This window comes from Hoeflea sp. CAU 1731 (assembly GCF_039888615.1).
Taxonomy (GTDB): Bacteria; Pseudomonadota; Alphaproteobacteria; order Rhizobiales; family Rhizobiaceae; genus Flavimaribacter.
In genome coordinates this window covers 23,105-48,345 of record NZ_JBDQQS010000016.1, presented here as the reverse complement: position 1 = coordinate 48,345, position 25,241 = coordinate 23,105, and the positions used below count along the sequence as shown (strand labels likewise).

Annotated in this window: 29 protein-coding genes; 13 read left to right on the top strand and 16 right to left on the bottom strand. The window is 60.0% G+C overall.

The genetic code is table 11. From position 1 onward, the window contains the following. Window positions 1–69 precede the first annotated feature (69 nt). The 3 genes from cpaB to AAFN47_RS21890 all read right to left on the bottom strand — a co-directional run bounded on the left by cpaB (window position 70) and on the right by AAFN47_RS21890 (window position 1,854). Entirely contained in the window at window positions 70–867 is a 798-nt protein-coding gene (cpaB, locus tag AAFN47_RS21900; RefSeq protein ID WP_499811394.1) for a Flp pilus assembly protein CpaB, read from the bottom strand. Window positions 868–1,020: 153 nt separating this feature from the next. Next, on the bottom strand, window positions 1,021–1,536 hold the full coding sequence (locus tag AAFN47_RS21895) for an A24 family peptidase (protein WP_499811393.1): 516 nt from the start codon (window positions 1,534–1,536) through the stop codon (window positions 1,021–1,023). A 144-nt stretch (window positions 1,537–1,680) separates the two neighbouring features. Next, the gene (locus AAFN47_RS21890; RefSeq protein WP_499811392.1) at window positions 1,681–1,854 is read right to left on the bottom strand and encodes a Flp family type IVb pilin; all 174 of its coding nucleotides are present in this window, start codon (window positions 1,852–1,854) and stop codon (window positions 1,681–1,683) included. Window positions 1,855–2,269: 415 nt separating this feature from the next. Here AAFN47_RS21890 and AAFN47_RS21885 point away from each other — a divergent pair, with 415 nt between their 5' ends. The 6 genes from AAFN47_RS21885 to AAFN47_RS21860 all read left to right on the top strand — a co-directional run bounded on the left by AAFN47_RS21885 (window position 2,270) and on the right by AAFN47_RS21860 (window position 6,710). Further along, window positions 2,270–2,650, top strand: coding sequence for a pilus assembly protein N-terminal domain-containing protein (locus AAFN47_RS21885; RefSeq protein WP_499811460.1), 381 nt, complete (start codon window positions 2,270–2,272; stop codon window positions 2,648–2,650). A 146-nt stretch (window positions 2,651–2,796) separates the two neighbouring features. Further along, a complete protein-coding gene (locus tag AAFN47_RS21880; protein ID WP_499811391.1) occupies window positions 2,797–3,378 on the top strand; it encodes a TadE/TadG family type IV pilus assembly protein in 582 nt (193 codons plus the stop codon). Beyond that, entirely contained in the window at window positions 3,375–3,980 is a 606-nt protein-coding gene (locus tag AAFN47_RS21875) for a TadE/TadG family type IV pilus assembly protein (RefSeq protein ID WP_499811390.1), read from the top strand. Before AAFN47_RS21880 ends, AAFN47_RS21875 begins: the two co-directional genes overlap by 4 nt. A 123-nt stretch (window positions 3,981–4,103) precedes the next feature. Continuing rightward, on the top strand, window positions 4,104–5,324 hold the full coding sequence (locus tag AAFN47_RS21870) for a phosphopentomutase (RefSeq protein ID WP_499811389.1): 1,221 nt from the start codon (window positions 4,104–4,106) through the stop codon (window positions 5,322–5,324). A 141-nt stretch (window positions 5,325–5,465) separates the two neighbouring features. Further along, the gene (upp, locus tag AAFN47_RS21865) at window positions 5,466–6,095 is read left to right on the top strand and encodes a uracil phosphoribosyltransferase (protein WP_499811388.1); all 630 of its coding nucleotides are present in this window, start codon (window positions 5,466–5,468) and stop codon (window positions 6,093–6,095) included. An 87-nt stretch (window positions 6,096–6,182) separates the two neighbouring features. Continuing rightward, entirely contained in the window at window positions 6,183–6,710 is a 528-nt protein-coding gene (locus AAFN47_RS21860) for a retropepsin-like aspartic protease family protein (RefSeq protein ID WP_499811387.1), read from the top strand. Here AAFN47_RS21860 and deoA read toward each other — a convergent pair. From deoA to AAFN47_RS21830, 6 genes are read right to left on the bottom strand one after another with little or no spacing between them, the layout of a single operon-like run. After that, window positions 6,671–8,026 carry a thymidine phosphorylase gene (deoA, locus tag AAFN47_RS21855; protein WP_499811386.1) on the bottom strand — a complete coding sequence of 452 codons (1,356 nt, stop codon included), beginning with the start codon at window positions 8,024–8,026 and terminating at the stop codon, window positions 6,671–6,673. The genes AAFN47_RS21860 and deoA overlap by 40 nt on opposite strands. A 38-nt stretch (window positions 8,027–8,064) precedes the next feature. Continuing rightward, window positions 8,065–8,859, bottom strand: coding sequence for a purine-nucleoside phosphorylase (locus AAFN47_RS21850; protein WP_499811385.1), 795 nt, complete (start codon window positions 8,857–8,859; stop codon window positions 8,065–8,067). Between the two features lie 2 nt (window positions 8,860–8,861). Beyond that, entirely contained in the window at window positions 8,862–9,251 is a 390-nt protein-coding gene (cdd, locus tag AAFN47_RS21845; RefSeq protein ID WP_499811384.1) for a cytidine deaminase, read from the bottom strand. Window positions 9,252–9,255: 4 nt separating this feature from the next. Then, window positions 9,256–10,230 carry an ABC transporter permease gene (locus tag AAFN47_RS21840; protein WP_499811383.1) on the bottom strand — a complete coding sequence of 325 codons (975 nt, stop codon included), beginning with the start codon at window positions 10,228–10,230 and terminating at the stop codon, window positions 9,256–9,258. Window positions 10,231–10,233: 3 nt separating this feature from the next. After that, window positions 10,234–11,370 carry an ABC transporter permease gene (locus AAFN47_RS21835; RefSeq protein ID WP_499811382.1) on the bottom strand — a complete coding sequence of 379 codons (1,137 nt, stop codon included), beginning with the start codon at window positions 11,368–11,370 and terminating at the stop codon, window positions 10,234–10,236. Then, a complete protein-coding gene (locus AAFN47_RS21830; protein WP_499811381.1) occupies window positions 11,367–12,902 on the bottom strand; it encodes an ABC transporter ATP-binding protein in 1,536 nt (511 codons plus the stop codon). The genes AAFN47_RS21835 and AAFN47_RS21830 overlap by 4 nt, the downstream gene beginning before the upstream one ends. 117 nt (window positions 12,903–13,019) lie before the next feature. On the opposite strand from AAFN47_RS21830, the gene AAFN47_RS21825 reads away from it, so the two are divergent. From AAFN47_RS21825 to AAFN47_RS21815, 3 genes are read left to right on the top strand one after another with little or no spacing between them, the layout of a single operon-like run. Beyond that, on the top strand, window positions 13,020–14,192 hold the full coding sequence (locus tag AAFN47_RS21825; RefSeq protein WP_499811380.1) for an iron-containing alcohol dehydrogenase: 1,173 nt from the start codon (window positions 13,020–13,022) through the stop codon (window positions 14,190–14,192). 2 nt (window positions 14,193–14,194) lie between these two features. Further along, window positions 14,195–14,629 (top strand): acyl-CoA thioesterase, encoded by a 435-nt coding sequence (locus AAFN47_RS21820; protein WP_499811379.1) that lies wholly within the window; start codon window positions 14,195–14,197, stop codon window positions 14,627–14,629. Continuing rightward, complete coding sequence (locus AAFN47_RS21815) at window positions 14,626–14,847, top strand: SlyX family protein (RefSeq protein WP_499811378.1); 222 nt, start codon at window positions 14,626–14,628, stop codon at window positions 14,845–14,847. Before AAFN47_RS21820 ends, AAFN47_RS21815 begins: the two co-directional genes overlap by 4 nt. Window positions 14,848–14,864: 17 nt before the next feature. Here the strand turns inward: AAFN47_RS21815 and AAFN47_RS21810 are convergent, their stop codons facing one another. Next, window positions 14,865–15,071, bottom strand: a complete 207-nt coding sequence (locus AAFN47_RS21810; RefSeq protein WP_499811377.1) for a hypothetical protein — start codon at window positions 15,069–15,071, stop codon at window positions 14,865–14,867. A 1-nt stretch (window position 15,072) separates the two neighbouring features. On the opposite strand from AAFN47_RS21810, the gene AAFN47_RS21805 reads away from it, so the two are divergent. Together AAFN47_RS21805 and AAFN47_RS21800 are read left to right on the top strand one after the other, a co-directional pair. Continuing rightward, the gene (locus AAFN47_RS21805) at window positions 15,073–16,122 is read left to right on the top strand and encodes an aminotransferase class I/II-fold pyridoxal phosphate-dependent enzyme (RefSeq protein WP_499811376.1); all 1,050 of its coding nucleotides are present in this window, start codon (window positions 15,073–15,075) and stop codon (window positions 16,120–16,122) included. A 155-nt stretch (window positions 16,123–16,277) separates the two neighbouring features. Continuing rightward, window positions 16,278–17,390 carry a pyridoxal phosphate-dependent aminotransferase gene (locus AAFN47_RS21800; protein ID WP_499811375.1) on the top strand — a complete coding sequence of 371 codons (1,113 nt, stop codon included), beginning with the start codon at window positions 16,278–16,280 and terminating at the stop codon, window positions 17,388–17,390. Between the two features lie 17 nt (window positions 17,391–17,407). Here the strand turns inward: AAFN47_RS21800 and AAFN47_RS21795 are convergent, their stop codons facing one another. The 6 genes from AAFN47_RS21795 to AAFN47_RS21770 all read right to left on the bottom strand — a co-directional run bounded on the left by AAFN47_RS21795 (window position 17,408) and on the right by AAFN47_RS21770 (window position 23,155). Continuing rightward, window positions 17,408–18,244 (bottom strand): alpha/beta fold hydrolase, encoded by an 837-nt coding sequence (locus AAFN47_RS21795; protein ID WP_499811374.1) that lies wholly within the window; start codon window positions 18,242–18,244, stop codon window positions 17,408–17,410. After that, window positions 18,244–19,344: a branched-chain amino acid ABC transporter permease gene (locus AAFN47_RS21790; protein WP_499811373.1), complete on the bottom strand. Its 1,101-nt coding sequence runs from the start codon at window positions 19,342–19,344 to the stop codon at window positions 18,244–18,246. Before AAFN47_RS21790 ends, AAFN47_RS21795 begins: the two co-directional genes overlap by 1 nt. A gap of 10 nt (window positions 19,345–19,354) precedes the next feature. Continuing rightward, the gene (locus tag AAFN47_RS21785) at window positions 19,355–20,347 is read right to left on the bottom strand and encodes a branched-chain amino acid ABC transporter permease (RefSeq protein ID WP_499811372.1); all 993 of its coding nucleotides are present in this window, start codon (window positions 20,345–20,347) and stop codon (window positions 19,355–19,357) included. A gap of 9 nt (window positions 20,348–20,356) precedes the next feature. After that, the gene (locus AAFN47_RS21780) at window positions 20,357–21,079 is read right to left on the bottom strand and encodes an ABC transporter ATP-binding protein (protein ID WP_499811371.1); all 723 of its coding nucleotides are present in this window, start codon (window positions 21,077–21,079) and stop codon (window positions 20,357–20,359) included. Next, window positions 21,076–21,843, bottom strand: a complete 768-nt coding sequence (locus AAFN47_RS21775; RefSeq protein WP_499811370.1) for an ABC transporter ATP-binding protein — start codon at window positions 21,841–21,843, stop codon at window positions 21,076–21,078. The genes AAFN47_RS21780 and AAFN47_RS21775 overlap by 4 nt, the downstream gene beginning before the upstream one ends. Window positions 21,844–21,949: 106 nt before the next feature. Further along, complete coding sequence (locus AAFN47_RS21770) at window positions 21,950–23,155, bottom strand: substrate-binding domain-containing protein (protein WP_499811369.1); 1,206 nt, start codon at window positions 23,153–23,155, stop codon at window positions 21,950–21,952. A gap of 152 nt (window positions 23,156–23,307) precedes the next feature. Between AAFN47_RS21770 and AAFN47_RS21765 the strand changes: the two genes are divergently transcribed. Then, window positions 23,308–23,871, top strand: a complete 564-nt coding sequence (locus AAFN47_RS21765) for a LuxR C-terminal-related transcriptional regulator (protein WP_499811368.1) — start codon at window positions 23,308–23,310, stop codon at window positions 23,869–23,871. Window positions 23,872–23,920: 49 nt separating this feature from the next. Next, the gene (locus AAFN47_RS21760) at window positions 23,921–25,240 is read left to right on the top strand and encodes an adenylate/guanylate cyclase domain-containing protein (RefSeq protein ID WP_499811367.1); all 1,320 of its coding nucleotides are present in this window, start codon (window positions 23,921–23,923) and stop codon (window positions 25,238–25,240) included. Window position 25,241: the final 1 nt, after the last annotated feature.

Sequence of the window (25,241 nt, the reverse complement as noted above, 5' to 3'; positions counted from 1 at the left end):
GCGCGCTTTTCTCAGGCGATCGAGTGATCCAACTGCTTTTTTCGAAATTAGCACCGAGATGCTCCCGTATTACTTCACTGCGCCAATATTGGTGATCGCCCCGGAACGAATAAGCTGGATGGCCGGTCCACCTTCCCGGCTGAGCAGGTGATCCGCCCCTCCGGTGTCAGGTTCGCGTCCGTCAGCAACGCTGCGCAAAGCCAGTGTCAACCTCGACGCCATCTGCTGAGCCACCGACATGATGCGAGCCTGGTCCGGCGTCAGTTCAAGCGTCGCAGTTGTTCCCACTGCGGTCTTGTTGCCATCTTCATCCTCCTGAATTCGCTGGTCGATTGCCAGGACGCGAATATTGGAGAGTATTGTTTCGGTAATGAACTTGCCGTCGTCGCTGCCGCGGACCATGATGACGTCGACGCGGTCGTTGGGCAGAATGAAACCGCCAGCGCCGGTTTCGACCGAAATTTCCGTTGAAACCGCCCGTTTTCCAGCCGGCAGGATCGACGACATGATGCGTGTATCCGAATCGACAACCTTTTCGCTACGCACCGGCTCGCCGGCGAATATCGGAAGGCGAACAACCGATCCCGACAGTTTTTCAATCGCGTCGCGTTGGGTGGAGCGGGTAATGAACCCATCAACAACCGCGCCTTCGGGCCATTCCTGCCAATACAGATTTTTCTTGTTCAACCGCGAGCCGATCGGCAGGCTATCCGAGGCGACCAGAACCTGATCCGTTCTAACTTCCCTGACGGCGCTCTGGGTTTCGACGCTCTTCGCACCGCCTTTTGAGAAATTCCATGCCAGATAGCCCGCCCCCGCCGCGGCGGTCAGGGCAACGATCGTAACGATAAGTCGTGCGGGTTTCATGCAGGATACTCCGGAACACTCTTCTGGCAGTGATCCGAAATATGCCGGCTAATGGTGTAATTAGGGTTAATGAATTCGTAGCGAATGTGCTTAATGCATCGTTAATCGCGGCTGAGGGCCATACGTCGGATGCAACGTATTTCGAAGTATTTCCTACACCAGGTGAGAAACCGCGAAGCGGAAATATTCGGTATTGGGATATTCAAGCAGACCCGCAATGCCGATGGCGACGCCATAGGGAATACCCAGTTTCGGATCCGTCAAATGCTGCAGCATGCCGAATCGTCCGACGATCGGTGAATACTTGTTTCCGCGGATGATCAGGATTCCCAGCGTCAGCAATCCGCCGAAGACAGCGACATTGGTGAGGAATGCGAAGAGTTCAATCGACATTCCGAACCAGATTGCGGCGACGGTCAACAGTTTGGCGTCTCCGCCGCCCATGACGCCGAATGAAAAGAGACCGAAACAAGCCGCGAACACGATCACGCCCGCCAGGAGATGGCTTCCCGCGTCGGCCCATCCCATTCCGGTCAACGGGGCGATGATCGCAAAGGAAGCGAGCAGCAGCAAAGGCACCCTGTTCGGGATCTTCATTGTAAGCATATCCGTCAATGCCGCATAGGCGAGACACAGGGGAAAGATTACAATAAGCGCTGCGCTGAGCATCTGCCGTTCCTCAGTTCATGAAACAAAAAATGCCGTCCGGTCGTCCGAACGGCGGCAGCGACCTGCCGCATCAATCACGGCAAACCGGCAATGAACCCCCGGGCGTTTCGAGGAAAGCCCGGGGCTTCAAGAAAAGCTTCGATCTTAGATCGCATCATCCATTTCTTCGGATGCGGAGTCGAATACGTCGCCGACGCTGCCGCCAACTGCGCTTGCTCCAGCGATAACGGCGATCGCGATCAGGGCGGCGATCAGGCCGTATTCGATAGCAGTTGCACCGGATTCGTCTTTCATGAAACGTGCGAAAAGTTTGGTCATTGGATAGCTCCTTGCTCTACAGTTTTGTTCAGCACTTCCGTCAGCTTGTTTTCCGCTGATCGGATGCGTGAAAGCTATCCGGCAGGATTTGAGATCAGCTTAACAAAAAAGGTTATCAAATCCTTACAATCCATTTCGGCGCTTCTTGGTGAATGCGAACTTAAAAATACTTGCTGCAATTGAAACTTATTCAGAGACTACTTTATTCGTATGGATATGGGCTGCACCACATCTGAATGGCGCCTGTATTATAAAGACAAGTTCCAAGTTTTGACCACGTACTTCGTCCTGATCTGCAACGTCAGCAGAATTTTGTGGAGAAATATAGAAGCACTTGTCAGCTTTAAAGCTTCATTCACCATTCGGGGTGATTTTGAGATCGTTGCAACAGACTCCGGAGTCAACCATGGCTGTCATGCCCGCGCAGGTAAAGTGGTCCATCATTCTCGTGGCGCTTTTCACGGGCCTCGCGCCTGCTCAAGCCGCCGCCGATGACAATATCCGGGTTGAAGTGGACTACGCCCGCGTTATCAAGCTCGACCAGCCGGTCAGCAAGGTGATCATCGGGAATGCGGACATCGCCGACGCCGCAGTGGCCGATTCAAAAACCATCATTCTCACCGGCAAAAGTTTCGGCACGACGAATATCGTCATCCTTGACGAGCAGGGGCAGGCGCTGGTCGACGAGCGCGTTCTGGTTTCGCTCGAAAGCTACAATACGCTGCAGGTCTACCGGCAGACCGAACGCGAAGTCCTGTCCTGCACGCCGGCCTGTCAGCCCTTGATCGAGGAGTAGGCGACGGCATGGTAAACGCTTTGTAAACGCGACCGCCGAATTTTCGGATATCCGAGAAACCGAAATTCAACCGAACCCTGCTAGATCTGCGGCATTCAATATCGTCGCGGGGAGCCATGCGGTTCATTAACAAAATTTTCAGAGGAATGGTAAGCTCAGCTCTGGCGCGCCTGGGTCGAGACGAGAGTGGCGCGAGCGCGATCGAATTTTCGATCCTGGCTATTCCATTTTTTCTCATGGTTTTCGCCATCATCGAAACCTTCATCGCTTTCGGCGCGGAACAGCTTCTCAACTACGGCGTCGACAAAATCGGTCGGCAGCTCAGAACCGGAGAGATCACGTTCAATACCGGTGAGTTGACAGATGTCACGGAAGACGAATTCAAGCTGCTTTTCTGCGAGAATGTTTCCCTGATGATCGACTGCAAGGGAACTTTCGGCACCAGATTGTTTCTCGACGTGCGCAGCTTTGACAATTTCGACAATATTCCGATTGGCGTGCCGCGAGTCGGCAACGCCAAGGGCGGCGACCTCGATACGTCGGATTTCGATTTTACGCCCGGCGCGGCCTCATCGGTCAATATTATGAGGGCCTATTTCAAATGGCAGGTCATGACCGACCTCATACGACCGTATCTCAGCAACATCGACACCACCGACGGATCCTTGCCCCAATATTACCTGATGGTGGCCACGACCGCATTCCGCAACGAGGCGTATGACCGATGACCGGATCTCTGCTTTCCAAAATCAACGGATGTACGGAGGCGCCCGCAAAATGCGCAATCAAGCTGCGTCAACTCCTGAAGGACCGTTCCGGCGTCGGATCGATCGAATTCGCGTTTCTCGTCCCGGTTCTGATGGGAATCTATATTGCGTCCCTCGAAATCAGCGTCGGGATGACGGTCGACACCAAGGTGGCGCGGGCAGGCAACATCACCCTCGATCTGGTCACGCAAGGCACGAAGACCACGAAGTCGGAACTCAAGGGCATGACGGATGTTGCGGCAAGCATCCTTTCTCCATTCAGCGCCGAGAACATCACGCTCGTTTATACGGGTATTTCCGTAGACAAATCCAAGAAAGCAAAGATCGACTGGTCCTGGACGAGCGCGACCAACAGTCGCGCCTTCACCGATGGCGCAGAAATTAACATTCCGGCCGGGCTGAAGATCCCCAACTCCTATTATGTTCGGGTGGAGATCAGCAATCCCTACGATTATCTCACCAGCCTGCCGTTTCTTGGAACCGACAAGACTTCCGTGACCATGCGCGACACCTATTATATGCGGCCGCGCCGCGGCTCGCAGCTCGATTGCGGCGACTGTTGACGTACAGTTCTGACCTCGCCCTTTTATGCGACCACTATCGATTAGCGCTTGTGCCCGATTTATCGGGGACTTAGTTTCAATCTGAAACCGCTTTTCACGAACCAATCCAGGGCGAAATCATCCATGGCGCGCGCGATCATCCTGCTTCTGGATTCCTTTGGTATCGGCGGTGCGCCGGACGCGGAAGCATTCGGCGACGCCGGTTCGAATACGCTTGGACATATCGCCGAGTATTGCGCGGCGGGCCTCGCCAACCGGGAGGGCCTTCGCAAGGGACCGCTTCAACTTCCGAATCTGGCGTCGCTCGGTCTGGCGCAGGCGGCGAGAATGGCCTGCGGTTCGGTTCCGGCGGGCGTGGGCTCGGCGTCACGACCCATCGGACTCTATGCGTGCGCCAGCGAAGTCTCGAACGGCAAGGATACGCCATCGGGCCACTGGGAAATCGCCGGCGTGCCAGTTGCTTACGACTGGGGTTACTTCCCTGACGCTGAAAACAGCTTTCCGCAGGATCTTCTCGACCTGATCCATGAACGGGCGGTCCTGCCCGGCAGTCTCGGCGACCGCCATGCTTCCGGAACCGTCATTATCGAAATGTTCGGCGAAGAACATATCCGAACAGGAAAGCCGATCTTCTATACGTCCGCCGATAGCGTGTTTCAGATTGCTGCGCATGAAAAACATTTCGGGCTCGAACGGCTTTACAGGCTCTGCGAGATCGTTCGGGAACTGCTGGATCCGTTGAATATCGGCAGGGTCATCGCGCGTCCGTTCACGGGAGAAACCGCGGCGACTTTCGAACGCACGGGCAATCGCCGGGACTTTTCGGTGCCGCCGCCCGAACCGACATTGCTTGACCGCGCCACAAGGGCCGGACTTTCGGTCATCGCCGTCGGGAAGATCGGCGATATTTTCGCGCATCAGGGAATAAGCGAAGTGCGCAAGGCCAATGGCAACATGGCGTTGTTCGACGCAACGATGAAGGCCATGGACGATGCGCGCGACGGCAGCATCGTGTTCACGAATTTCGTCGATTTCGACACGCTATACGGACACCGGCGCGACGTCGCAGGCTATGCGGCGGCGCTTGAGGCCTTCGATCGGCGACTGCCCGAGATAGCCCGCAAATTGCGGCCCAACGATCTGATCCTGGTCACCGCCGATCATGGTTGCGATCCGACATGGCGCGGCAGCGATCATACGCGCGAACGCGTTCCTGTGCTGTGTTTCGGTCCCGGCATCACACAAGGCTCCGCTGGAGTCCGGGACACTTTCGCCGATATCGGTGAATCCATAGCCGCCCATCTCGGCTTGCCGCCGGGACGCCATGGCGCAAGCTTTCTGTGAACGAAGCGTCCTCCAAAGCTGTGAACAGATCTCCGCAGACTTGACTTTGAGGCTTGTGTGGAGTTGCTGCACGCAACTTCGACCGGCAATATGGCCTGGCGGCCGCCTTTCGGGCTGCGCCGACAACAAGGAGACTGCGAGATGCACGGCGTCACTGTCATCGATCATCCCCTCGTCCAGCACAAGCTGACGATCATGCGCAAGAAGGACACATCAACGGCCAGCTTCCGCCGCCTGTTGCGCGAGATTTCGACGCTGTTGTGCTATGAGGTGACACGGGAGCTGGAGCTGACAGAGGAAGAGATCGAAACACCGCTTTCGAAGATGAACGCCCCTGTTCTCGCTGGCAAGAAGCTGGTTTTCGCCTCCATTCTCCGCGCCGGCAACGGGTTGCTTGAAGGCATGCTGGAGCTCGTGCCTTCTGCTCGCGTCGCGCATGTCGGCCTCTATCGCGACCACGACACGCTGGAGGCGATCGAATATTACTTCAAGGCGCCCGACGACATCAGCGATCGCCTCGTCATCGTCGTCGATCCGATGCTCGCCACCGCCAATTCCGCTATCGCCGCGATCCAGAAACTCAAGGAGCGGGGTTCCCACAACCTTCGTTTCCTGTGTTTGCTTGCAGCGCCGGAAGGCCTCAAGGCGTTTTGCGAAGCGCATCCGGACGTGCCGGTCTTTACGGCCGCCATCGACAGCCACCTGAACGAGCTTGGCTACATCGTTCCGGGCCTCGGCGACGCGGGCGATCGCATGTACGGAACAAAGTGACGGTCTTTACCCGCTGCTTACCAAGAATTCAGTGAATCGCGCTGAAATTCGGGAATTCAGGACGCATTAGGCGGCGTTGGCTATAGCATGGCGATACTCGAACGGAGATCGACCATGCACCGGGTGCTCGTATTCGCCGCCCTTGCGATCGGCTTTTCCCTGGCTGTTCCTTCGCTGCTTTCCGACAGAAGCGCCGGAGAAAAAACCGTCGATCTTGCGGCGGTCGAGCGAACGCCCGCCGCAAGCCGTACGGTTCGGATCGACGCCGACCGCGCCGGTCATTTCACGGCGGAATTCAAGATCAATGGACGCAAGGTGGACGGTCTGATCGACACCGGCGCCACGGCGGTTGCAATCAATGAGACCATGGCGAGAAAACTGGGTGTGAGGCTGAAACCGGCGGATTTCACACACCGGGTACAGACCGCCAATGGCGCAATCGCCGTCGCCCCTGTAGTGCTCAATCGCATAGACCTCGGACCCATTCGCGTCAGGGACGTACAGGCCGTGGTCATCGCAGACGACAGCCTGGCCCATACGCTGATCGGCATGAGCTATCTGAAGCGGCTCCGCTCCTACCGTGTGGAAAACGACATGCTTGTTTTGTCACCATAGGCCGTAATGCGATCGAGTATGACCGGTCGCGTGGACGGCGGATTTTGCGCAATTTCATAGCATCCAAGAAGGGTCGCAGCCGCGGCGTCGGCGTCATCTTGCGAGCGGGCGTGAACCCGGCCGATACGGTCGCCCGGTTCGAGGACGGCGCCGACTGGCGCAAGATCCGAATATCCGACGGCGTGATCGACATCGTCTTGCGGGCGCGTGCGGCCGCCTCCGAGCGCGACGACGCCGAGCCCGACGCCGCGGGTGTCGACCAGGGCGACATGGCCCCCTGCGCTAACCACGACGTCACGGATAATGGGCGCCTCAGGCAGATAGGAACTGCTTTGCTCGATAAAGTCGGTCGGACCTCCGAGAGCCGCCGCCATGCGACCGAATCGTTCGGCGGCCTGTCCGGACGCCAGCACCTCCATCGCCTGCTTGTCAGCGGCTTCCGCCGAGCTGGCCACGCCGGATGACAACAGCATCTCTGCGGCAAGCGCCAGAACCACTTGCTCCAGTCTGCCGTCGCGATGCGCGCCGGTGAGGAAATCGACTGCGTTGCGCACCTCGACGGCATTGCCCGCCGCGCTCGCGAGCGGCTCATTCATGTCGGTCACCAGGGCGACCGTCGCCAGCCCGGCGCCATTCGCAACCTCGACAAGGCTTCGCGCCAGACTGCGGGCGTCGTCGTCCGCGCCCATGAAGGCGCCGCTGCCGGTCTTGACGTCGAGCACCAGGGTTTGAAGCCCCGCGGCAAGTTTTTTCGACAGGATCGACGCGGTGATCAAAGGGATCGATTCGACCGTCGCGGTCACGTCCCGCACGCCGTATACGCGGCGATCGGCCGGCGCCAGGTCTCCGGTTTGTCCGATAATCGCACAGCCGATATCGGTCACGACGCGCCGGAAAAGATCATTGTCCGGCGTCACCGAGTAACCAGGTATCGATTCCATCTTGTCCAGGGTGCCGCCCGTATGACCCAGACCCCGGCCCGAGATCATCGGCACAGCGAGCCCACAGGCCGCGACGATCGGCGCGAGCATCAAGGAGACATTGTCGCCGACCCCGCCGGTCGAATGTTTGTCGGCGATCGGTCTGTCTATCCCGGGCCAGGCCAGAACGTCGCCGGAATCCCGCATGGCGAGCGTCAGCGCGACGACCTCGTCGCGCGTCATGCCATTGAGGAAAACGGCCATGGCGAACGCTGCTATCTGGCCCTCGCTGACCCGGTCATCGGTCACGCCTTGAATGAACTCGCCGATCTCGCCGGGCTCAAGCGTCTGCCGGTCCCGTTTCCTGCGAATGATTTCCTGGGGCAGAAACGCCATTGCGTCCTCGAGCTCCTGTGATGGGGCGCCTTACGTTATCAGACCAGCGTCTGAACTGTCTCGAACAGGATGTCGGCCAGACGGGCGCCTCCGATGGGCGCCATATCCTTGGTTTCCTGATGGGACAGTTCGTCGCCGCTCATGCCGGCTGCAAGATTGGTGATGACGGATGCCGCGGCGACCCGCATGCCGAGGAAGCGCGCGAGAATGACTTCCGGCACGGTCGACATGCCGACAGCGTCAGCTCCGATCGTTCGGGCCATGCGGATTTCAGCCGGCGTTTCGAAGCTCGGACCGGAAAACCACATGTAGACGCCGCGATGCAGAAAATGCCCACACTGTTCGGCTGCGGCGTCCATGGCAGCGCGCATGTCCGCATCGTAGGCGTTCGTCAGACCTACGAAGCGTCGATCGCTCTTTTCGCCAAAAAGCGGGTTGGAGCCCGAGAAATTGATGTGATCGGTGATCTGCATGACCGAACCGGCCGGCATCTCGGGATGCAATGATCCGGCGGCGTTCGTCAGAAACAGCTTTTCGACGCCGAGGTCGTGCAGCGTCTCAAGCGGCGCGCGCATGGCCGACGCGTCGCCATGCTCGTAATAGTGGGCGCGGCCTGACAGCATGATGAGGGGGCAAGCGCCCATGACGCCGGCGACGAGTTCCGCCGCATGTCCTGAGACGCCTGAACCAGGAAAACCATCAAGATCGCCATAGGGGATCCGAACCGGATCGCTGACCCGTTCGGCGAGTTTGCCGAGGCCGGAACCGAGCACGATTGCTGTCTTCGGTTCAAGGCTCCCGATGCGGGAGCGTATCGTTGCGGCGGCGGGCATGATCAGAGGTCGCCGCCATCGAAGGCCAGCGGCAGCAATTCAGCCATGGTGACCGTCTTGACGACGCCGTTGGCGTCGCAGAGATGCACAGGCGTTTCCGACCCGGAGAATTCGGCAAGCCGTTGACGGCATCCGCCGCAGGGCGTGCAGGCGACCATCTTTTCCGCGATCACCGCGACTTCCGTAATTTTGCGCGCGCCGCCCATGATCATGTGGCCGATGGCGGTCGTTTCGGCGCACCACCCTTCAGGGAAGGAGGCGATTTCGACATTCGCGCCGGAATAGATTTTTCCATCCTCGGCGCGGATAGCCGCGCCTACGGGGAAGTCCGAGTAGCGCGCATAGCACTTGGTCATTGCATCGCGCGCGGCGAGAAACAGCTCGTGGGACATGATGCTAGCGCTCCTTCACATAAGGCACGCCGCCAGCCTTGGGCGGAATGGCTTTGCCGATGAAGCCTGCAAGCAGAATCACCGTCAGCACGTAAGGCAGCGCCTGCATGAACTGGACCGGAACTGTGCCGATGAGCGGCAGACTCTGCCCCTGCAGCAGGATGCCGAGCGCGTCGAGGAAACCGAACAGGAGGCAGGCGAACATGACGTTTATCGGCCGCCACTTGGCGAAGATCAGGGCGGCGAGCGCGATGAATCCCTTGCCTGCCGTCATGCCCTTCACGAAGCCCGCGGCGACCGCCATGGAGAGATAGGCGCCCGCGATTCCGCACAGGATTCCGCAACAGATGACGGCCAGATAACGCATCCGGGTCACCGATATGCCGGCCGTATCGACGGCGCCTGGATTTTCACCGACTGCGCGCAGGCGAAGGCCGAACCGGGTGCGGTGCAGCACCCACCAGGTGAACGGCACCATGGCGAATGCGAAATAGGTCAGCACAAAGTGACCAGATATGAGATTGGTGTAGATTGGCCCCAGGAAGGGAATGTCCGCAAGGGCTTTGGCAAAAGGCAATTCGACAACCTGGAAGCGCGAATCCCCGGTCAGGGCCGGCGTACGGCCGCCCTGCCGGAACCAGGCCTGGCCGAGAATGACCGTAGCGCCGAGCGCGATGAAATTGATGGCGACGCCGGAGACGATCTGGTTGCCCCGTTGGGTGATCGACGCGAAGCCGTGAACGAGCGCAAGCGCCAGCGAAACCAGAATGGCGACGCCGAGACCCAGGTAAGCAGACTGGAACACCGCGGCGGCGGCGCCTCCGCCAAAAGCGGCCGCCAGCATCTTGCCTTCCAGCCCGATGTCGAAAACGCCCGAACGTTCCGAAAACAGGCCGGCGAGGGCTGCAAGGATCAGAGGAACCGAAAGGCGAATCGTGCCTTCCAGCGTGACGAGCATGATTCCGAAAGACTGATCCATCGTCTATTCCCCTGCCTCGGTCGCTGCAGCCGGCTTGCCGACGCCTTGCATCGTAGCGAAGAAGGCCGTGATCGCGGGTCGGAACATATGCTCCAGCGCGCCAGCGAACAGAATGACAAGGCCCTGGATGATGGTGATCATGTCGCGGGAGATCTGCGGCATCTCGAAGGAGATTTCGGCGCCGCCCTGATAGAGCACGCCGAAGAGGATGGCGGCCGGAATGATGCCGGCCGGGTGCGACCGGCCCATCAGCGCCACGGCGATGCCGACGAAACCGGCGCCGGTCACGAAATCAAGCTGCATGCGCTGCTGGTCGCCCATGATCGGGTTCAGCGCCATCATGCCCGCAAGCGCTCCGGAGATGATCATGGTGATAATGATGATCCGGGCTTCCTTCATGCCGGCGTATCGCGCGGCGGTGGGGCTGTGGCCCATGGTGCGCATTTCATAGCCGAATTTCGTACGCCAGATCAGCAGCCACACGAGCACGCAGCAAACAAGCGCCAAAAGGAAGGACACGTTGAACGGCGCGCCGCCGATATCAAGACCGAAGATCGACATCAGCCAGTCGAGCTTCGGCAATTCCCCGCCCTCTGTAAAAGTGCGGGTCTGTGGCGCCATCGACCCGACCGGTTTGAGCACATCGACCAGCATGAACACCATCACGCTGGAAGCAATGAAGTTGAACATGATCGTGGTGATCACGATGTGGCTGCCGCGTTTCGCCTGCAGGTAACCCGGAATGAAAGCCCAGGCGGCGCCGAAAAAAGCCGAGCCGGCGATCGCGACCACGAATGTCAGATACCACGGAAAGATCCCGTCGAAGGCCAGACAAGCCAGGGCGACGCCAAGACCGCCGATATAGGCCTGCCCCTCGCCGCCGATATTGAACAATCCGCAATGGAACGCCACCGCCACGGCAAGCCCGGTGAAGATGAAGTTCGTGGCGTAGTAGAGCGTAAAGCCGATGCCTTCGCCGTACCCGAACGCGCCCTGAATGAGCAGCGAGGCTGCGCGCAACGGGCTCTCGCCGACCAGAAGCACGACAAGGCCGGCCACCAGAAATGCGAAGACAAGATTGATCAGCGGAATCAGGCCGTATTCGACCCAGCCCGGCAGCTTTCCAAACGGCGCGCTCATTCAGCCGCCTCCATCGGTTCCTCGACGCCCGCCATCAGCAGCCCCAGTTCGGATTCAGATGCGTCGGGCGACCGCTCGCCGACGATGCGGCCAGCGAACATGACGAGGATGCGGTCGGACAGCGACCGGATTTCGTCGAGTTCAACCGACACCAGCAGCACGGCCTTGCCGGCGTCGCGCATCTCGATGATGCGTTTGTGGATGAATTCGATGGCTCCGACGTCGACGCCGCGGGTCGGCTGACCGATCACGAGCACCGTCGGATCGCGCTCCATCTCGCGGGCGAGCACAATCTTCTGCTGGTTGCCGCCGGAGAAATTGGCGGTCTTCAATCGCACGTCGGGCGGACGAATGTCATATTGCTCCGCGGTCTCCTGCGCATGGCTCCGGATACTGCCAAGATTGAGCATGGGCCCGTTCAGATATTCCGGATCGTAATGATAGCCGAGAATGGCGTTCTCGTTCTCCTCGAAGGCCAGCACCAGGCCCATGTGGTGACGGTCTTCCGGCACATGCGCCATTTTTCGTTTGCGCAGATCGGCGGGATCGGCTTCGCCGGTCACGTCGATCGGTTCGTCGCACAGCATGACCTTGCCGCTTACTGCGCTGCGGATTCCGGTGATCGTTTCCAGCAGTTCCGACTGGCCGTTGCCCGCAACGCCGGCGATGCCGACAATTTCGCCAGCGCGCACGTTGAGTGACACGTTGTCGACCATGGTCACACCGCGGCCGTCCTTGACGGTCAGGTTCTCAACCGAGAGCTGGACGTCCTTGGGTTTCGACTCGCCTTTTACCACACGCAGCAGAACACGCCGCCCAACCATGAGCTCGGCCAGTTCCTCGACCGAAGTTTCAGAAGTCTTGCGCGTCGCCACCATCTCGCCACGACGCATCACCGAAACCTCGTCTGTGATCGCCATGATCTCGCGCAGCTTGTGAGTGATGAAGATGATCGTCTTGCCCTGCTGACGCAACTGCTCGAGGATCCGGAACAGGTGATCGGCCTCGGCCGGCGTCAGAACGCCCGTCGGCTCATCGAGAATCAGGATGTCGGCGCCGCGATAAAGGGCCTTCAGGATTTCCACCCTTTGCTGCAGGCCGACCGGCAATTCCTCGATAATGGCGTCCGGGTTGACCTCGAGCGAATATTCTTTTTCCAGACGCTTCAATTCCGCGCGCGCCCGGGTGATGCCCTTGTTGAGGATGGCGTTTTCTTCCGCGCCCAGCATCACGTTTTCAAGAACGGAGAAGTTTTCCACCAGCATGAAATGCTGGTGCACCATGCCGATCCCCGCTTCGATCGCGACATTGGGATCGCGGATGACGATCTTGTCGCCTCCGACGAAGATGTCGCCGGCGTCCGCCTGGTAGAAGCCGTACAGGATCGACATGAGCGTCGACTTGCCTGCGCCGTTTTCCCCGATGATGCCGTGAATTGATCCCCTGCTAACCTGCAGATTGATGTTCTTGTTGGCGTGGACGGCACCGAAACTTTTGTCGATACCTCGCAATTCGATCGCCAGACTGTCCATGCGTGACCTTATTTTATCATCTGGTATAAAAACGACTGTATTCGCCTGTTGAATGCGACACCAGCCCAATTTATTGGTTTTTTCACAGGGATGACTCAGCGCAAACCGGGAGGAACGATGCCGCCATTCACATTCAATACGACCCCGCAGATTGTCGCGAGACCTGGAGCTTGCGCGCAAATAGCGGAGATCGCCGGCCCGCGCCTTGGCAAACGCGTCCTGTTCGTCACGGACAGGGGCATCCGCAATGTGGGCCTGGAACGCACAGCCCTGGCCGCGCTGGAGGCGTCCGGACATTCCGTCACGATCTTCGACGAGGTCGAAGCCGACCCCAGTCTGGCGACGCTTGAAAAGGCCATCGCCGTAGCCCGTGAGGTTGAGGCAACCGGCGTTTTCGCGCTCGGCGGCGGCTCGTCGCTGGACGTCGCAAAGCTGACCGCGCTTATCGCCGGCTCTGGCGAGGACATCGACGAAGCCTGGGGCGTGGGCAACGCGAAAGGACCGCGGCTGCCGTTGGTCCTTGCGCCGACAACTGCCGGCACAGGGTCGGAGGTCACGCCGGTATCGATCATCACGGTGGGCGGAGACGAGAAACGCGGCGTGTCGTCGCCGCTCATTCTGCCGGATATCGCCGTGCTGGACGCCGAACTGACGCTCACCCTGCCGGCGCCGACGACGGCCGCAACCGGCATCGACGCCATGGTGCACGCCATCGAGGCCTATGCGTCGAAAAACGCCAACAACAATCCGGTGTCCCGCATGCTGGCGAAAGAGGCGCTCAGACTGCTCGGCGCCAATATGAAAACGGTGATCGAACGCCCGGAGGATATCGATGCGCGCAGCGCAATGCTGCTCGGCTCGACGCTGGCCGGCATGGCCTTCGCGAATTCGCCCGTCGCTGCCGTGCATGCGCTCGCCTATCCGATCGGCGGGACATTTCATATTCCGCATGGCCTTTCCAATGCGCTGGTTCTGACGGAGGTCCTGCGCTTCAACGCGGCCGAGACGCAAAACGGGTCTGCCGCGCGCTATGCTGAACTGGCGCCATGCGCCTTTGCGGATTTTCCCGACCATGGCGGCACGCAGGCCAATTGCGCCGCCTTCATCGAGAGGCTCGCCGACCTTTCAACCGCGGTTGGTCTGCCGAAACGGCTGCGCGACGTCGGCATCGGCGAGGAGGCGCTGCCGCAGATGGCGCGAGACGCGATGAAACAGACGCGGCTGCTCGTCAACAATCCGCGCGAAGTCGGCGAAGCCGACGCGCTGGCGATCTATCGGGCGGCCTGGTGACCATGACACGACCGTCTCCCTATACGCGCAGCGACTTCCAGCTCTTTCGTCCGCTGCAAACGCGCTGGTCCGACAACGACATCTATGGCCACATGAACAATGTGGTGCACTACCTGCTGTTCGACACGGCGGTGAACGGCTGGCTGATCGATCGCGGACTGCTCGATATCCGCAACGGAGACACGATCGGTCTGGTGGTGGAAACCGGCTGTCAGTATTTTCGCGAGATCATGTTTCCGGACAGCGTCAGCGCCGGAATTCGCGTCGCCCGGCTGGGCAATTCCTCCGTAACCTACGAGGTGGGGCTCTTCGCCAATGAAGACGACGGAGCGGCGGCGCAAGGACGTTTCGTCCATGTCTATGTCGACCGCGAAACCCGCCGGCCGAAGCCGCTCCCCGACGATTGGCGGACAGCTCTCGAGGAAATCTGCGTATGACTGCGTCGACGGACGAGCTTGGCGAGCGCCTGGCGCGGCTGGAGGAACACGTCGCGCATCAACAGCGCGCAATCGAGGAACTGTCCGACCAACTGAACGAGCAGTGGAAGGCGATCGAAACACTGCAGACGCGTCAGAAGAAGCTTGTCGAACGGTTTGTGGCGGTGGAGGATCAGGTCCGCGAAGCGCCGCCCGTCACCAAGCCTCCGCATTACTGATACGCCGTGCGTCGACTTTATTCGTCGACGCGCGGCTCCACGTAGCGCCAGGCCACGGCGATCACGCCCATCACGATCAGCGCGATAATGAACGAGAGCGCCGCTCCCAAACCCAGCTGGAACGCTTCCATCTGATTGGAAATCAGCGGTGCGATCATCATGCGTTTCGGATCGAACAAAGCCTCGCAGGAATCCGGGGCCACCACCGGCGGCACCGAAAGCATTTTGTGCGCTATCAAAACCGCCAAGACCTCGGCGCGTGACAAACGGGGCGATTCCAAGTTTCACGGCAATATCATCGCCGCTGAAACCGCGCATCCGGCTTTTCGCAAATCATGCGAACTCATGGATATCGAGATCAGGAAGTTCCCGGTGAAAGATTTCCGGGCGGATCCCGCCGCGCTGGAAGCGGCCATTGACGAAAACACCTTCATGATCATCGGCTCGGCGCCCTGTTTTCCCTATGGGGTCGTCGATCCAATCGAGGAACTCTCCGAGGTCGCCCTGCGCCACGATCTGTGGCTGCATGTCGACGCCTGCGTCGGCGGCTACATGCTGCCTTTCACTGAAGAACTCGGTCAAAAGATTCCGGTCTGGGATTTCCGTGTTCCCGGCGTGGCTTCGATCTCGGCTGATCTTCACAAGTTCGGCTACGCGCCGAAACCTGCTTCCACAGTCTTTTTCCGCTCCCAGGAGCATGCGAAGCATCTTATTTTCTTCTACAATGAATGGCCGAGCGGCCTTTATGCGATGGCTACCGTCGTCGGAACACGCCCCGGCGGAGGCGTCGCGGGAGTATGGGCGACGCTGCACGCTCTCGGCCATGAAGGGTATCTGGATGTGACCCGTCGGCTGCTCGACCTCATCGCCCGCTACAAGGAAGGCATAGAGGCGATTCCCGGGCTGAAGGTTATCGACGATCCCCAGCTTGCGATCATTGCATTTACCTCCGACGAGGTCGACCTGCTGGAGACGGCCGGCGGCGATCTGGGCGCGTCGTCCTTGAGGGTCTTCTGGCACATCACCCTGCCGCTGATCGCGCCCGGCGTCGCGGGCGCCGCTCTTTTCGTCTTTACGCTGTCGATGGACGAGTTCCTCATCACCTATTTCGTGTCCGGACAGCGCGGCACGCTGACGATGTATATCTGGAGCCTCATGAAGGACGGGATCGGACCGCGCATCAACGCGCTGGCGAGCCTTCTGTTCGCCGTGTCGTTCCTCATCCTGATCGTCGGCGGCTGGTTGACGCGCAATGCGGGGCAGACCGCGCGCTAATTTTTCAATACATCCGCGCCACGCCGTTTAATCGGCAATGGGCTAAAAACACCGCCATAATTTCTCCTGTGACGGGACGATCAGCCTTGCCGTGCAAACCGGTTGCCCGTATTTACTCTGTTCCGCGCAAAGCGGATGGCGGGAGGAATGCATACATGGCCGGGTTTTCGCGTTTTACGCCCCTCGTACAGTCGCTTCCGGCGACGATTCCCTTTGTCGGGCCGGAAGCCCAGGAGCGCAAATCCGGCAAGGCCTTCCGGGCGCGCATCGGGGCCAACGAGAACGGATTCGGGCCGGCTCCTTCGGTGCAGGAGCATATTCGGAAAGCCGCCGGCGATGTCTGGAAATACGCCGATCCAGAGAATTTCGATCTGCGCGCCGCGCTGGCCGATCACCTGGGCTTGACGCCCGAACGAATTGTGGTCGACGGCGGCGTCGATACGTTGCTCGGCCTTGCCGTGCGGCAGGTCGTGAACGAAGGAACGCCTGTCGTCAGCTCGCTCGGCGCCTATCCGACCTTCAACTACCACGTGGCGGGATATGGCGGACGACTGATCACCGTTCCATATCTGAACGATCGCGAAGACCCGGATGCTTTGCTCGACGCTGTCAAACGCGAAAACGCGGCAATCGTCTATCTGTCCAATCCAGACAATCCGATGGGAACGTGGCGCGACGCCGAGACGATCGCGGCGTTCGCCGCCGCGCTTCCCGAAGACTGCCTGTTCGTGCTCGATGAAGCCTATGGCGAGATGGCGCCGAAGAGCGCATTGCCGCCAGCCGACGCATTCCTCGACCGGCCGAACATCGTCCGGATGCGCACCTTTTCCAAAGCCTACGGGCTGGCCGGCCTGCGCTGCGGCTACGCCTTCGGCCATCCCGAAACCATCGCCTCCTTCGACAAGGTGCGCAATCATTTCGGAATGAATATCCTGACCCAGATCGCGGCGCTCGAGGCGCTGCGCAACCAGGCCTATCTTGTCGACGTGTTGGGACGGATCGAGGCGTCAAAGGATCGGATCTCGGCGATCGTCCGCGCCAACGGGCTTGCGTCGCTGCCTTCAGCGACCAATTTCGTGACAATCGACTGTGGCCGCGACGGGGCGTTTGCGGCGGCCGTCCTTGCAGCTCTCGTCGAACGCGGCGTCTTCGTACGCATGCCGGGGGTCGAGCCGCTCAATCGCTGCATACGCGTCAGCGCTGCGCCGGACGACGACATCGACATTTTCGAAGAAGAATTGCCGAAGGCTCTTGTCGCAGCGTCCTGAGCGTATATAGGCGCCATTTATGACGCCAGGAATTCCCTGAGCAGGTTCTGCTGATCCTGAGCCACGAAGGTCGGGGCGTGGCCGGTATCGTGAAACTCGGCGAATTGCGGTTTCGGACCGCGCTTCAACATGTCCTCTGCGACCGACTTCGCCAGCACGTCGGATTCAGCGCCACGGACCAGCAAGGTCTTCGCCTCGACGGCGTCATATTGCGGCCATGTATCGAAGTCGTCCGGATGCTCAATGAACTGCGCGGCGATCGCCGGGTCGTAGTGGGCCGTCAACCGGCCGCTATCGGTGCGCCTGACAGATGTGTCGACAAGGCGGCTCCAGAAGGAATCCGGATTGTCGCCGAATGGCGCATAGCTCGTCCTTAGCCATTCGCCCATTTCTTGGACCGTATCGTGTTCGGGCGGGTTGCCGACATAGTCCGCGATGCGCTGCCGCGCCGCTTCCGGAATCTCCGGACCGATATCGTTGATGACGAGATGCGTAATGCGCCCTTTAAGCGCTTCCGCGGCTATGCGAATGCCGATAAGGCCGCCCATGGACGTGCCGACCCAGCGCAGCGTGGCGGGGCCATAGTGATCCACGATGGTCATGACCGTGTCGCAATACAGGGCCATCGAGTAATTGTAGCCGGATGGCATCCAGCTCGAAAGGCCGCGACCGACCGTATCCGGGCAAACGACGAAATACTGGTCCGAGAGCGCTTCCGCGATTTCGTCGAAATCCCGGCCCGTGCGGGCAAGGCCATGCCACATCATGACGAAGGGGCTAGAAGGGTTTCCCCATTCGCTGACATGCAATTCCAGGTCCTGCGAGCGGATATAGGCGGAGGTTCTGTGCGCCATCAATGCGCGCCTTTCTTCATCAGCGTCCCGGCTATCCCCGCTGGAAAGAAATAGACCAGCAGAACGAACAATATGCCGAGCCAGAGGAGCCAGCGGTCCGGCGCAAGAAGGTCAGGCAGAAGCGGAATCCCGGCTGTCGCTTCTGAGGCGATTTCCATCAGGTCCTTGAGATAATACTGCGCCAGGCTCATCAACGTTGCGCCGATGATAGCCCCAAGCATCGTTCCCATGCCGCCGATCACGACCATCAGCAGAATGTCGATCATGATGGCGAAGGACAGCGAGGTGTCGGGGCCGGTGTATTTCAGCCAGACGGCCCGCAAGACGCCGGCGCAGGTGGCGATCAGCGCCGCGATGCAGAAAATCGCCGTGCGGTAGAGCACCACTCGGTAACCGAGCGCCTCGGCGCGCATCTCGTTCTCGCGAACAGCTTCGAGCACCGTGCCGAGCGGCGAAGCGACGATGCGCATCATGACCAGATAGAGCAGCAGCGAACCGAAGAAGACGAAATAGTAGAGCGCCATCTTGCCGTTGGCGCTCACGCCGAAAATCTTCAAGACCCTGCCGTTCTCGTCGGTCAGCAATTTGGTGGCGGGAGAGAACAGTTTCGGGATCTTGTAGATGATGCCGTCCTCGCCGCCGGTGAAGTCAGACAACTGACTGGCGAGCACCGCCATCACGGAGGCCGCTGCAAGCGTCACCATGGCGAAGAAAATGGCTTTGACACGCAACGACAGCATGCCGACGAGGGCAGCGAGCAACAGCGACACGACAAGAGCGATGACGCTTCCGGTTAAAAGCGCCGTCCAGGTCGGTCCCATCAGCTTGAGAGCGATCGCCGCGCCATAGGCGCCGATGCCGAAGAACATCGTATGGGCAAAGGATACGATGCCGGTATAGCCGATCAGCAGGTCGTAGCTCGCCACCAGCACGATGAAAACACAGATGCGCGAGGCCACTTCCTGACTTCTGACATCCGGAAACAGAAACGGGGCCAGGAAAAGGCAGACGCCGATCAGAGCAACGATGGCATAGACGATAAAGCGGCCTGTTCTGCCGATTGCCTGACGGCCGGTCGCAGCAAGTGTCGCGTCGGTCATATCAGTCCCCTCACTGCACCGCCGGCCGCAGGCCGTAAGGCCGCCAAAGCAGGATCGCCATCATCAGCAGCATGTTCGACGCGAGCGACATTTTGGGTGCGAGAAAGGCGACGTAGTTGCCCATCAGCCCGACCATCAGCGCACCGAGCAGCGAGCCTTCTATCGAGCCGAGCCCGCCGATTATGATGACGATAAAGACGATGATCATCATCTCGGAGCCGATCGCCGGCGTGATGAGCGTCTGGTATCCCGCCCACATGGCGCCGCCGATAGCGGCCAGCGCCGAACCCGCCATGAAGACGCCGATAAACAGCCGGTCAATGCGAAATCCCAACGCTTCGACCATCTCGCGATTCTCGACGCCGGCGCGCACGAGAAGGCCAATCCGGGTCCGGTTTAGCACGAAATACAACGCCACGTAGGCGGCCAGGCCGAGCGCAAAGGCGAAGATACGATAGGTCTCGATCGAAACGTCGCCTATGATCAGCGATCCGGCCAGGAAATGCGGTCGCGCAACGGAAATCGGCGAGCCGCCCCAGATGGTGAGAATGATCTGTTCGGCCACGATCAGCGCGCCCATGGTGATCAGGATCTGGCGCAGGTGGTCGCGATAGACCGGCTTGATGATGACCTGTTCGAAGAACCAGCCCGCGAGCAGCCCGAAGAGCGCGGCGGCGATGATCGCCGCAAGCAGGGCGAGCACGTTCAGAAAGACGCTGTCGGCGGCGACCCAGGCGCTCAGCCCGGCAAGCACCGATGCGGCGACGAAAGCGCCGAAGGATACAAAGGCCGAATGACCGAAGTTGAGCACGTCCATAAGCCCGAAGACGAGGCTGAGACCCGAGGCCATGAGGAAAATCATCATGCCCATGGCGAGACCGGCGACGGTCAGCGTGATCCAGGTCGACGGAGATCCGATCAACACAAGCGCGATCACGGCGATCAGAACGGGAAGCAGATTGACTCCACCGAACCTCTCAAATGTTGCTCCAAGGGATTTCAAGATCGCCTCCTACTGATGCGAATCGAGCGACAGGCTCAGCAGACGCGTCTGCAGTTCCTGATCCTCGACCAGCGCCGCCATCGAACCGGTGTGGACGATATGGCCGTCATCAATGACGGCAACCGTCTGACCCAGCGATTTGGCGAATAGAAAATTCTGCTCGACCAGCAAGATGGTCGTTTCCTCCGCGACTTCGCGAAAAGCCGATATCATGTTGTGGATGATGGCCGGCGCCAGACCCTTTGTCGGCTCGTCGATCAGGATCAGGTTGCGCTTTTCGATGATGGCTCGCGCGATCGCCAGCATCTGTTTCTGACCGCCCGAGAGCGACCAGGCCGATTTGGCCCAGAAGGTCTCCAGCGCCGGAAACAGGGCGTATATCCATTTCAGCCGCTCCGAATCGAACTGGCCGTCGGTCGAGGCGAGACGCATGTTTTCCTCGACGGTCAGGCCTCCGAAGATACCCATGTTTTCCGGAACATAGGCAATGCCGTGACGGGCAATATCCGACGTATGCAAACCGGTGATCGCCTCGCCGCGAAAGGTGATGGCGCCCTGGCGGGCCTGCCACAGGCCCATGATCGTTCGCAGCGTCGTCGTCTTGCCGGCGCCGTTGCGGCCGAGCAGCACATGGACGCCGCCTTCGGGAACTTCCATCGAGACGCCATGGAGCACATGATATTGCGCGATGTCGGTATAGACGTCGTCAAGCTTGAGGATCGGCGCGCTCATGCCGCGTCCTCCGCCGGAATGCCGAGATAGATTTCGCGCACGATCGGCAGCGCGATCACTTCGTCCGGAAGTCCGTCGGCGACGAGCTCGCCATTGTGCAGCACGATGATGCGGTCGGCGAGCGAGCGCACAACATCCATCTTGTGCTCGACCAGAAGAACAGTCTTCGACGCATCCCTCCTGATCTCCTCGATCAGTTCGAGGATGACCGGCGCCTCGTCCACCGACATACCCGCCGTCGGTTCGTCGAACATGAAGACGTCGGGTTTCAGCGCCAGAAGAAGCGCGATCTCAAGCTTGCGCTGATCGCCATGCGGCAGCGCTGTGACCGGCAGATGCGCCACGCGATCGAGCCGGGTCGCCTCGAGATAGGCGTGGGCTTCGTCGCGCAGCTTTCCGAACGAGCGCGCGGTGCGAAAGATGACAGGCCCGAGACCGTGCTGGGCCTGAACCGCGAGGCGGACATTTTCGAGCACGGAGAGCTGCGGAAACAGATTGGTGAGCTGGAAGGCGCGGCCGACGCCGGCTTTCGCGCGGGCGGACGGACTGAAGCCCGTGATCTCGGTTTCACCCTTGAAGATATTGCCCGAACTCGGCCAGAGCTGCCCCGAGATCAGGTTGAAATAGGTCGTTTTTCCAGCCCCGTTCGGGCCGACGATCACAGTCAGTTCGCCAGGGTGGAAGGACGCGCTGACGGCGTTGACGGCGGTATGGCCACCGAATTGCCGGGTCAGCTTGTCAGTACGCAGTGATGCGGACGACATGGGATCGGTTTCTCTTTGTCTGCAGGATTATTCGACAACAGTCCGCGGCCTCGAAAAAGGCCCGTCGCGCGGCCGGAGCCGCAACGACGGGAGAGGCGCGAGACGTTTATTCCTGGTTGTTGCGTCCGATCGGGATGTCCATTTCCTCGGGCTTGATTTCGCGCACAAGCTCGGGAATTGCCCATTCGACGTCATCGTCAACCTTAATCTTGAAGTGGTACATGGATTGCAGGGCCTGATGGTCCTCGGGACGGAACATCATTTCACCCTTCGGCGTGTCCCACTTCATGCCTTCCATGGCGGCGATCAGGCTCTCGGTCGACCAGTCGTCAGTGCTTTCGAGCGCCTTGGCGACCGCCAAAGCCGCAGCCATGCCGCCGGCCGTGAAGAAGTCCGGAGGCGAACCGAAGCGCTTCTCATGCTCTTCGACCAGCCAGTCGTTGATCGGATTGTCCGGGCTTTCATAATAGTAGTAGACAGCGCCCTCCATGCCGGGCACGCGCTTGTAGGTCGGCAGCACAGGCAGAATGTGTCCGCCGGTCGAGATCTCGATGCCGTAGCGCTCAGGCTCCATGGTCTTGATCTTGCCCATCGGATCGCCGCCGCCGGCAACGTAGATCAGAATGACCTTGCGGCCTTCCTTGTCCTTCAGCGCGTTGAACATGCGTTCCGCCGCAGCCGTAAAATCGGTGGTCTTCAGCGGCACGTATTCCTCGGCAACGACCGTGGCGCCCGAGCCTTCCAGCGCATTCTTGAACGCGGCGATACCGTCCTTGCCGAAGGCGTAGTCCTCGGCGAGCGTGGCCACATACAGATTTTCGTCGGGTTTCAGGGCAAGCGCCTGGGCCTGCATGTCCATCGACGAATTGCGGGACGTCTTGAAAACGTAGCGATTGGAATCGGGACCTGTCAGCGAGTCGGCCACGGCGGGTTCGACGATCAGGATACGCTCGTATTCTTCCGCAATCGGCAGCATGCCCTTGGTCACGCCCGAAGAGGTGCCGCCAACAGCGATCAGCACATCGTCGTCGCCATAAGCTTCGGCCAGCACGGCGCGCGCGACGTCAGGCTTGAACTGGGTGTCCTTCTCGATGATCTCGATGTCGTGACCCTTGATTTTCATCGTGCCGTCGGTCGCATATTCCAGCCCCATCTTGAAGCCGGTCTGGGCCTGCTTCGAAAAGGCCTCGAAGGTCGAGCCCGAAAGACCATGCACAAGAGCGATCTTGACCGGATCTTCCTGGGCCTGGACGGAAAGACCTGCCACGGCCATGGCGGACGCCATGGCGAGTGTCGATATCAGTTTCTTCATATTCTCCTCCAACTCCGCCTGCATACGGCAGGGGCATTCCGGATAACGCATTGACCGAAAAGATTAAATTGAGGTCTCCTCCCGGCCGTCAATGCGTGTATTATCCCGTGCTTGGAGCCATCGGGGCAAGATGGTAGAAATACGCTATGGAGATGACGGACGCCCTTGATTATGAGATGCTGAGCACGGCCTTCGAGGAAGCGCCGGTCGGTATTGTCATGACCCGACACCGTGTCATCCGCTACTATAACAAGGCTTTTGCGCACATGTTCGGCTACGAGGGCGACGAATTGCGCGACCGGTCGTTCGCCATTCTCTATCCATCGCTCGATGAGTTCGTGAAGATCGGCAATGTCGGCGTCCAGCCCCTGCGCGACACAGGTCGCTACAGCGATGAGCGAATCATGGCGCGCCGCGACGGCACTCTCTTCTGGTGCCGCGTGCGGGGCAATTCGCTGACGCGAAAAGAGCCTTTGGCCCATGCCGTTTGGAGCATGGCCGACCTGTCGCACGAACGACCCGTCATCAAGATGACCATGCGCGAAAGGCAGATCGTCATGCATCTGGGCGAAGGTCGAACAAGCAAGAATATCGCGCGTATTCTCGAGATTTCGCCGCGGACGGTCGAGGCCTATCGCGCAAGACTTTTAAAGAAGTTCGATGTAAGCAACGTCGCCGAATTGCTGTCGCATGTCGGCGGCATGCCAGGAGCCTGACAGCCGTAGAAACCGGAGATCCGGTGGCCGATATTTGCAAGGGCGATCAATGAACAGACGCGTTGTCCAACTCGACGCCCTGATGGCAGAGGCCGAAAAGCAGGCTGAACACACAGTCGGCATCGTCCGCATGGTGGTGTCGCTGGCTCTTGGCTTCGTCTTCGTTTTGGCCGTCATGACAGTGGCGCCGCGCGAAGAAACAGTGCTGGAACGACAACTCTTCACGGCTGCGGCCACCATGCTCGGCTATTTCCTGCTGGGCCTTGCTTCCGTCGTTATTGTCAGATTCGGACATTACCGCTCCTGGATGGCCTGGGCCGCCGCCACCGGAGACGGCCTCTTCATCGTCGTCAGCGTCTGGCTCGGCCTGGTCAACACTGCCCTGCCCGCCAATTACATGCTGCTCATTCCCTCCATGTGGCTGGTGCCGGTCGCGATTTCCTTTGGCGCCCTGCGGTTCAATCCCGCGCTTCAGGCCTATCTCATGGCGCTGCTTGTCGCAGGCTTCGTGCTTATCGCCTTTGTCGATGTCTGGGATTACGAACTTGCAGCGCCGCCCCCGGAATCGGCCAACATCTTCCTGGCGCTGCCGCCCAACGCCATGCGACTTGCGATGGTGTGCCTTGCGAGCGTGGTTCTGGTGATCGCCGGCATACGGTCGCGCGCACTGATGGCGCGCGCCATCACCGAGACGTGGCGCGGCGCCAATCTGACGCGTTATCTTCCAGGCGAAGTCGCCGACAGGCTGGCGGAAACCGGTCTAGACGCCCTGCGGCGCGGCAAGCGGCAAGACGTTGCGATCCTGTTCACTGACATCAGGGGCTTCACCCCGCGTTCCGAGGCGATGACGCCGGAAGAGATCGGCGCGTTCCTGACGGAGTTCAGGCATCGGGTCTCCGAAGCTGTCGTCGATTGCGGCGGCGTCATCGACAAGTTCATCGGCGACGCCGTTCTCGTTGTCTTCGGTATTCGCGACCCTTCCGACCGTGACGCGGCGGCGGCGGTCCGGTGCGCCGGCCTTCTTCAGAAGGAAATGGACGAGTGGAGCAAGGAGCGGGAGCGCTCGGGCGATCCGGCTGTCAGAATCGGCGTCGGCCTCCATCGCGGCGAGGTGTTTCTCGGCGCGATCGGGGACGAGACACGGCTGGAATACACGGTGCTCGGCGATACGGTGAATGTCGCGGCGCGGCTGGAGGAGCTTACCAAGGAGACGGGCTGGCCGATCCTTGCTTCAAAGCAGCTACTGGATCAGGCAGGCGTCGATCTCGCGGCATGGAACGCGATCGATACGACGTCCCTGCGCGGCAGGCACGAACAGATCGAAATTTTTGGTTCGAAGAACCCGGACACGACCCAACGCGCCTCATGAC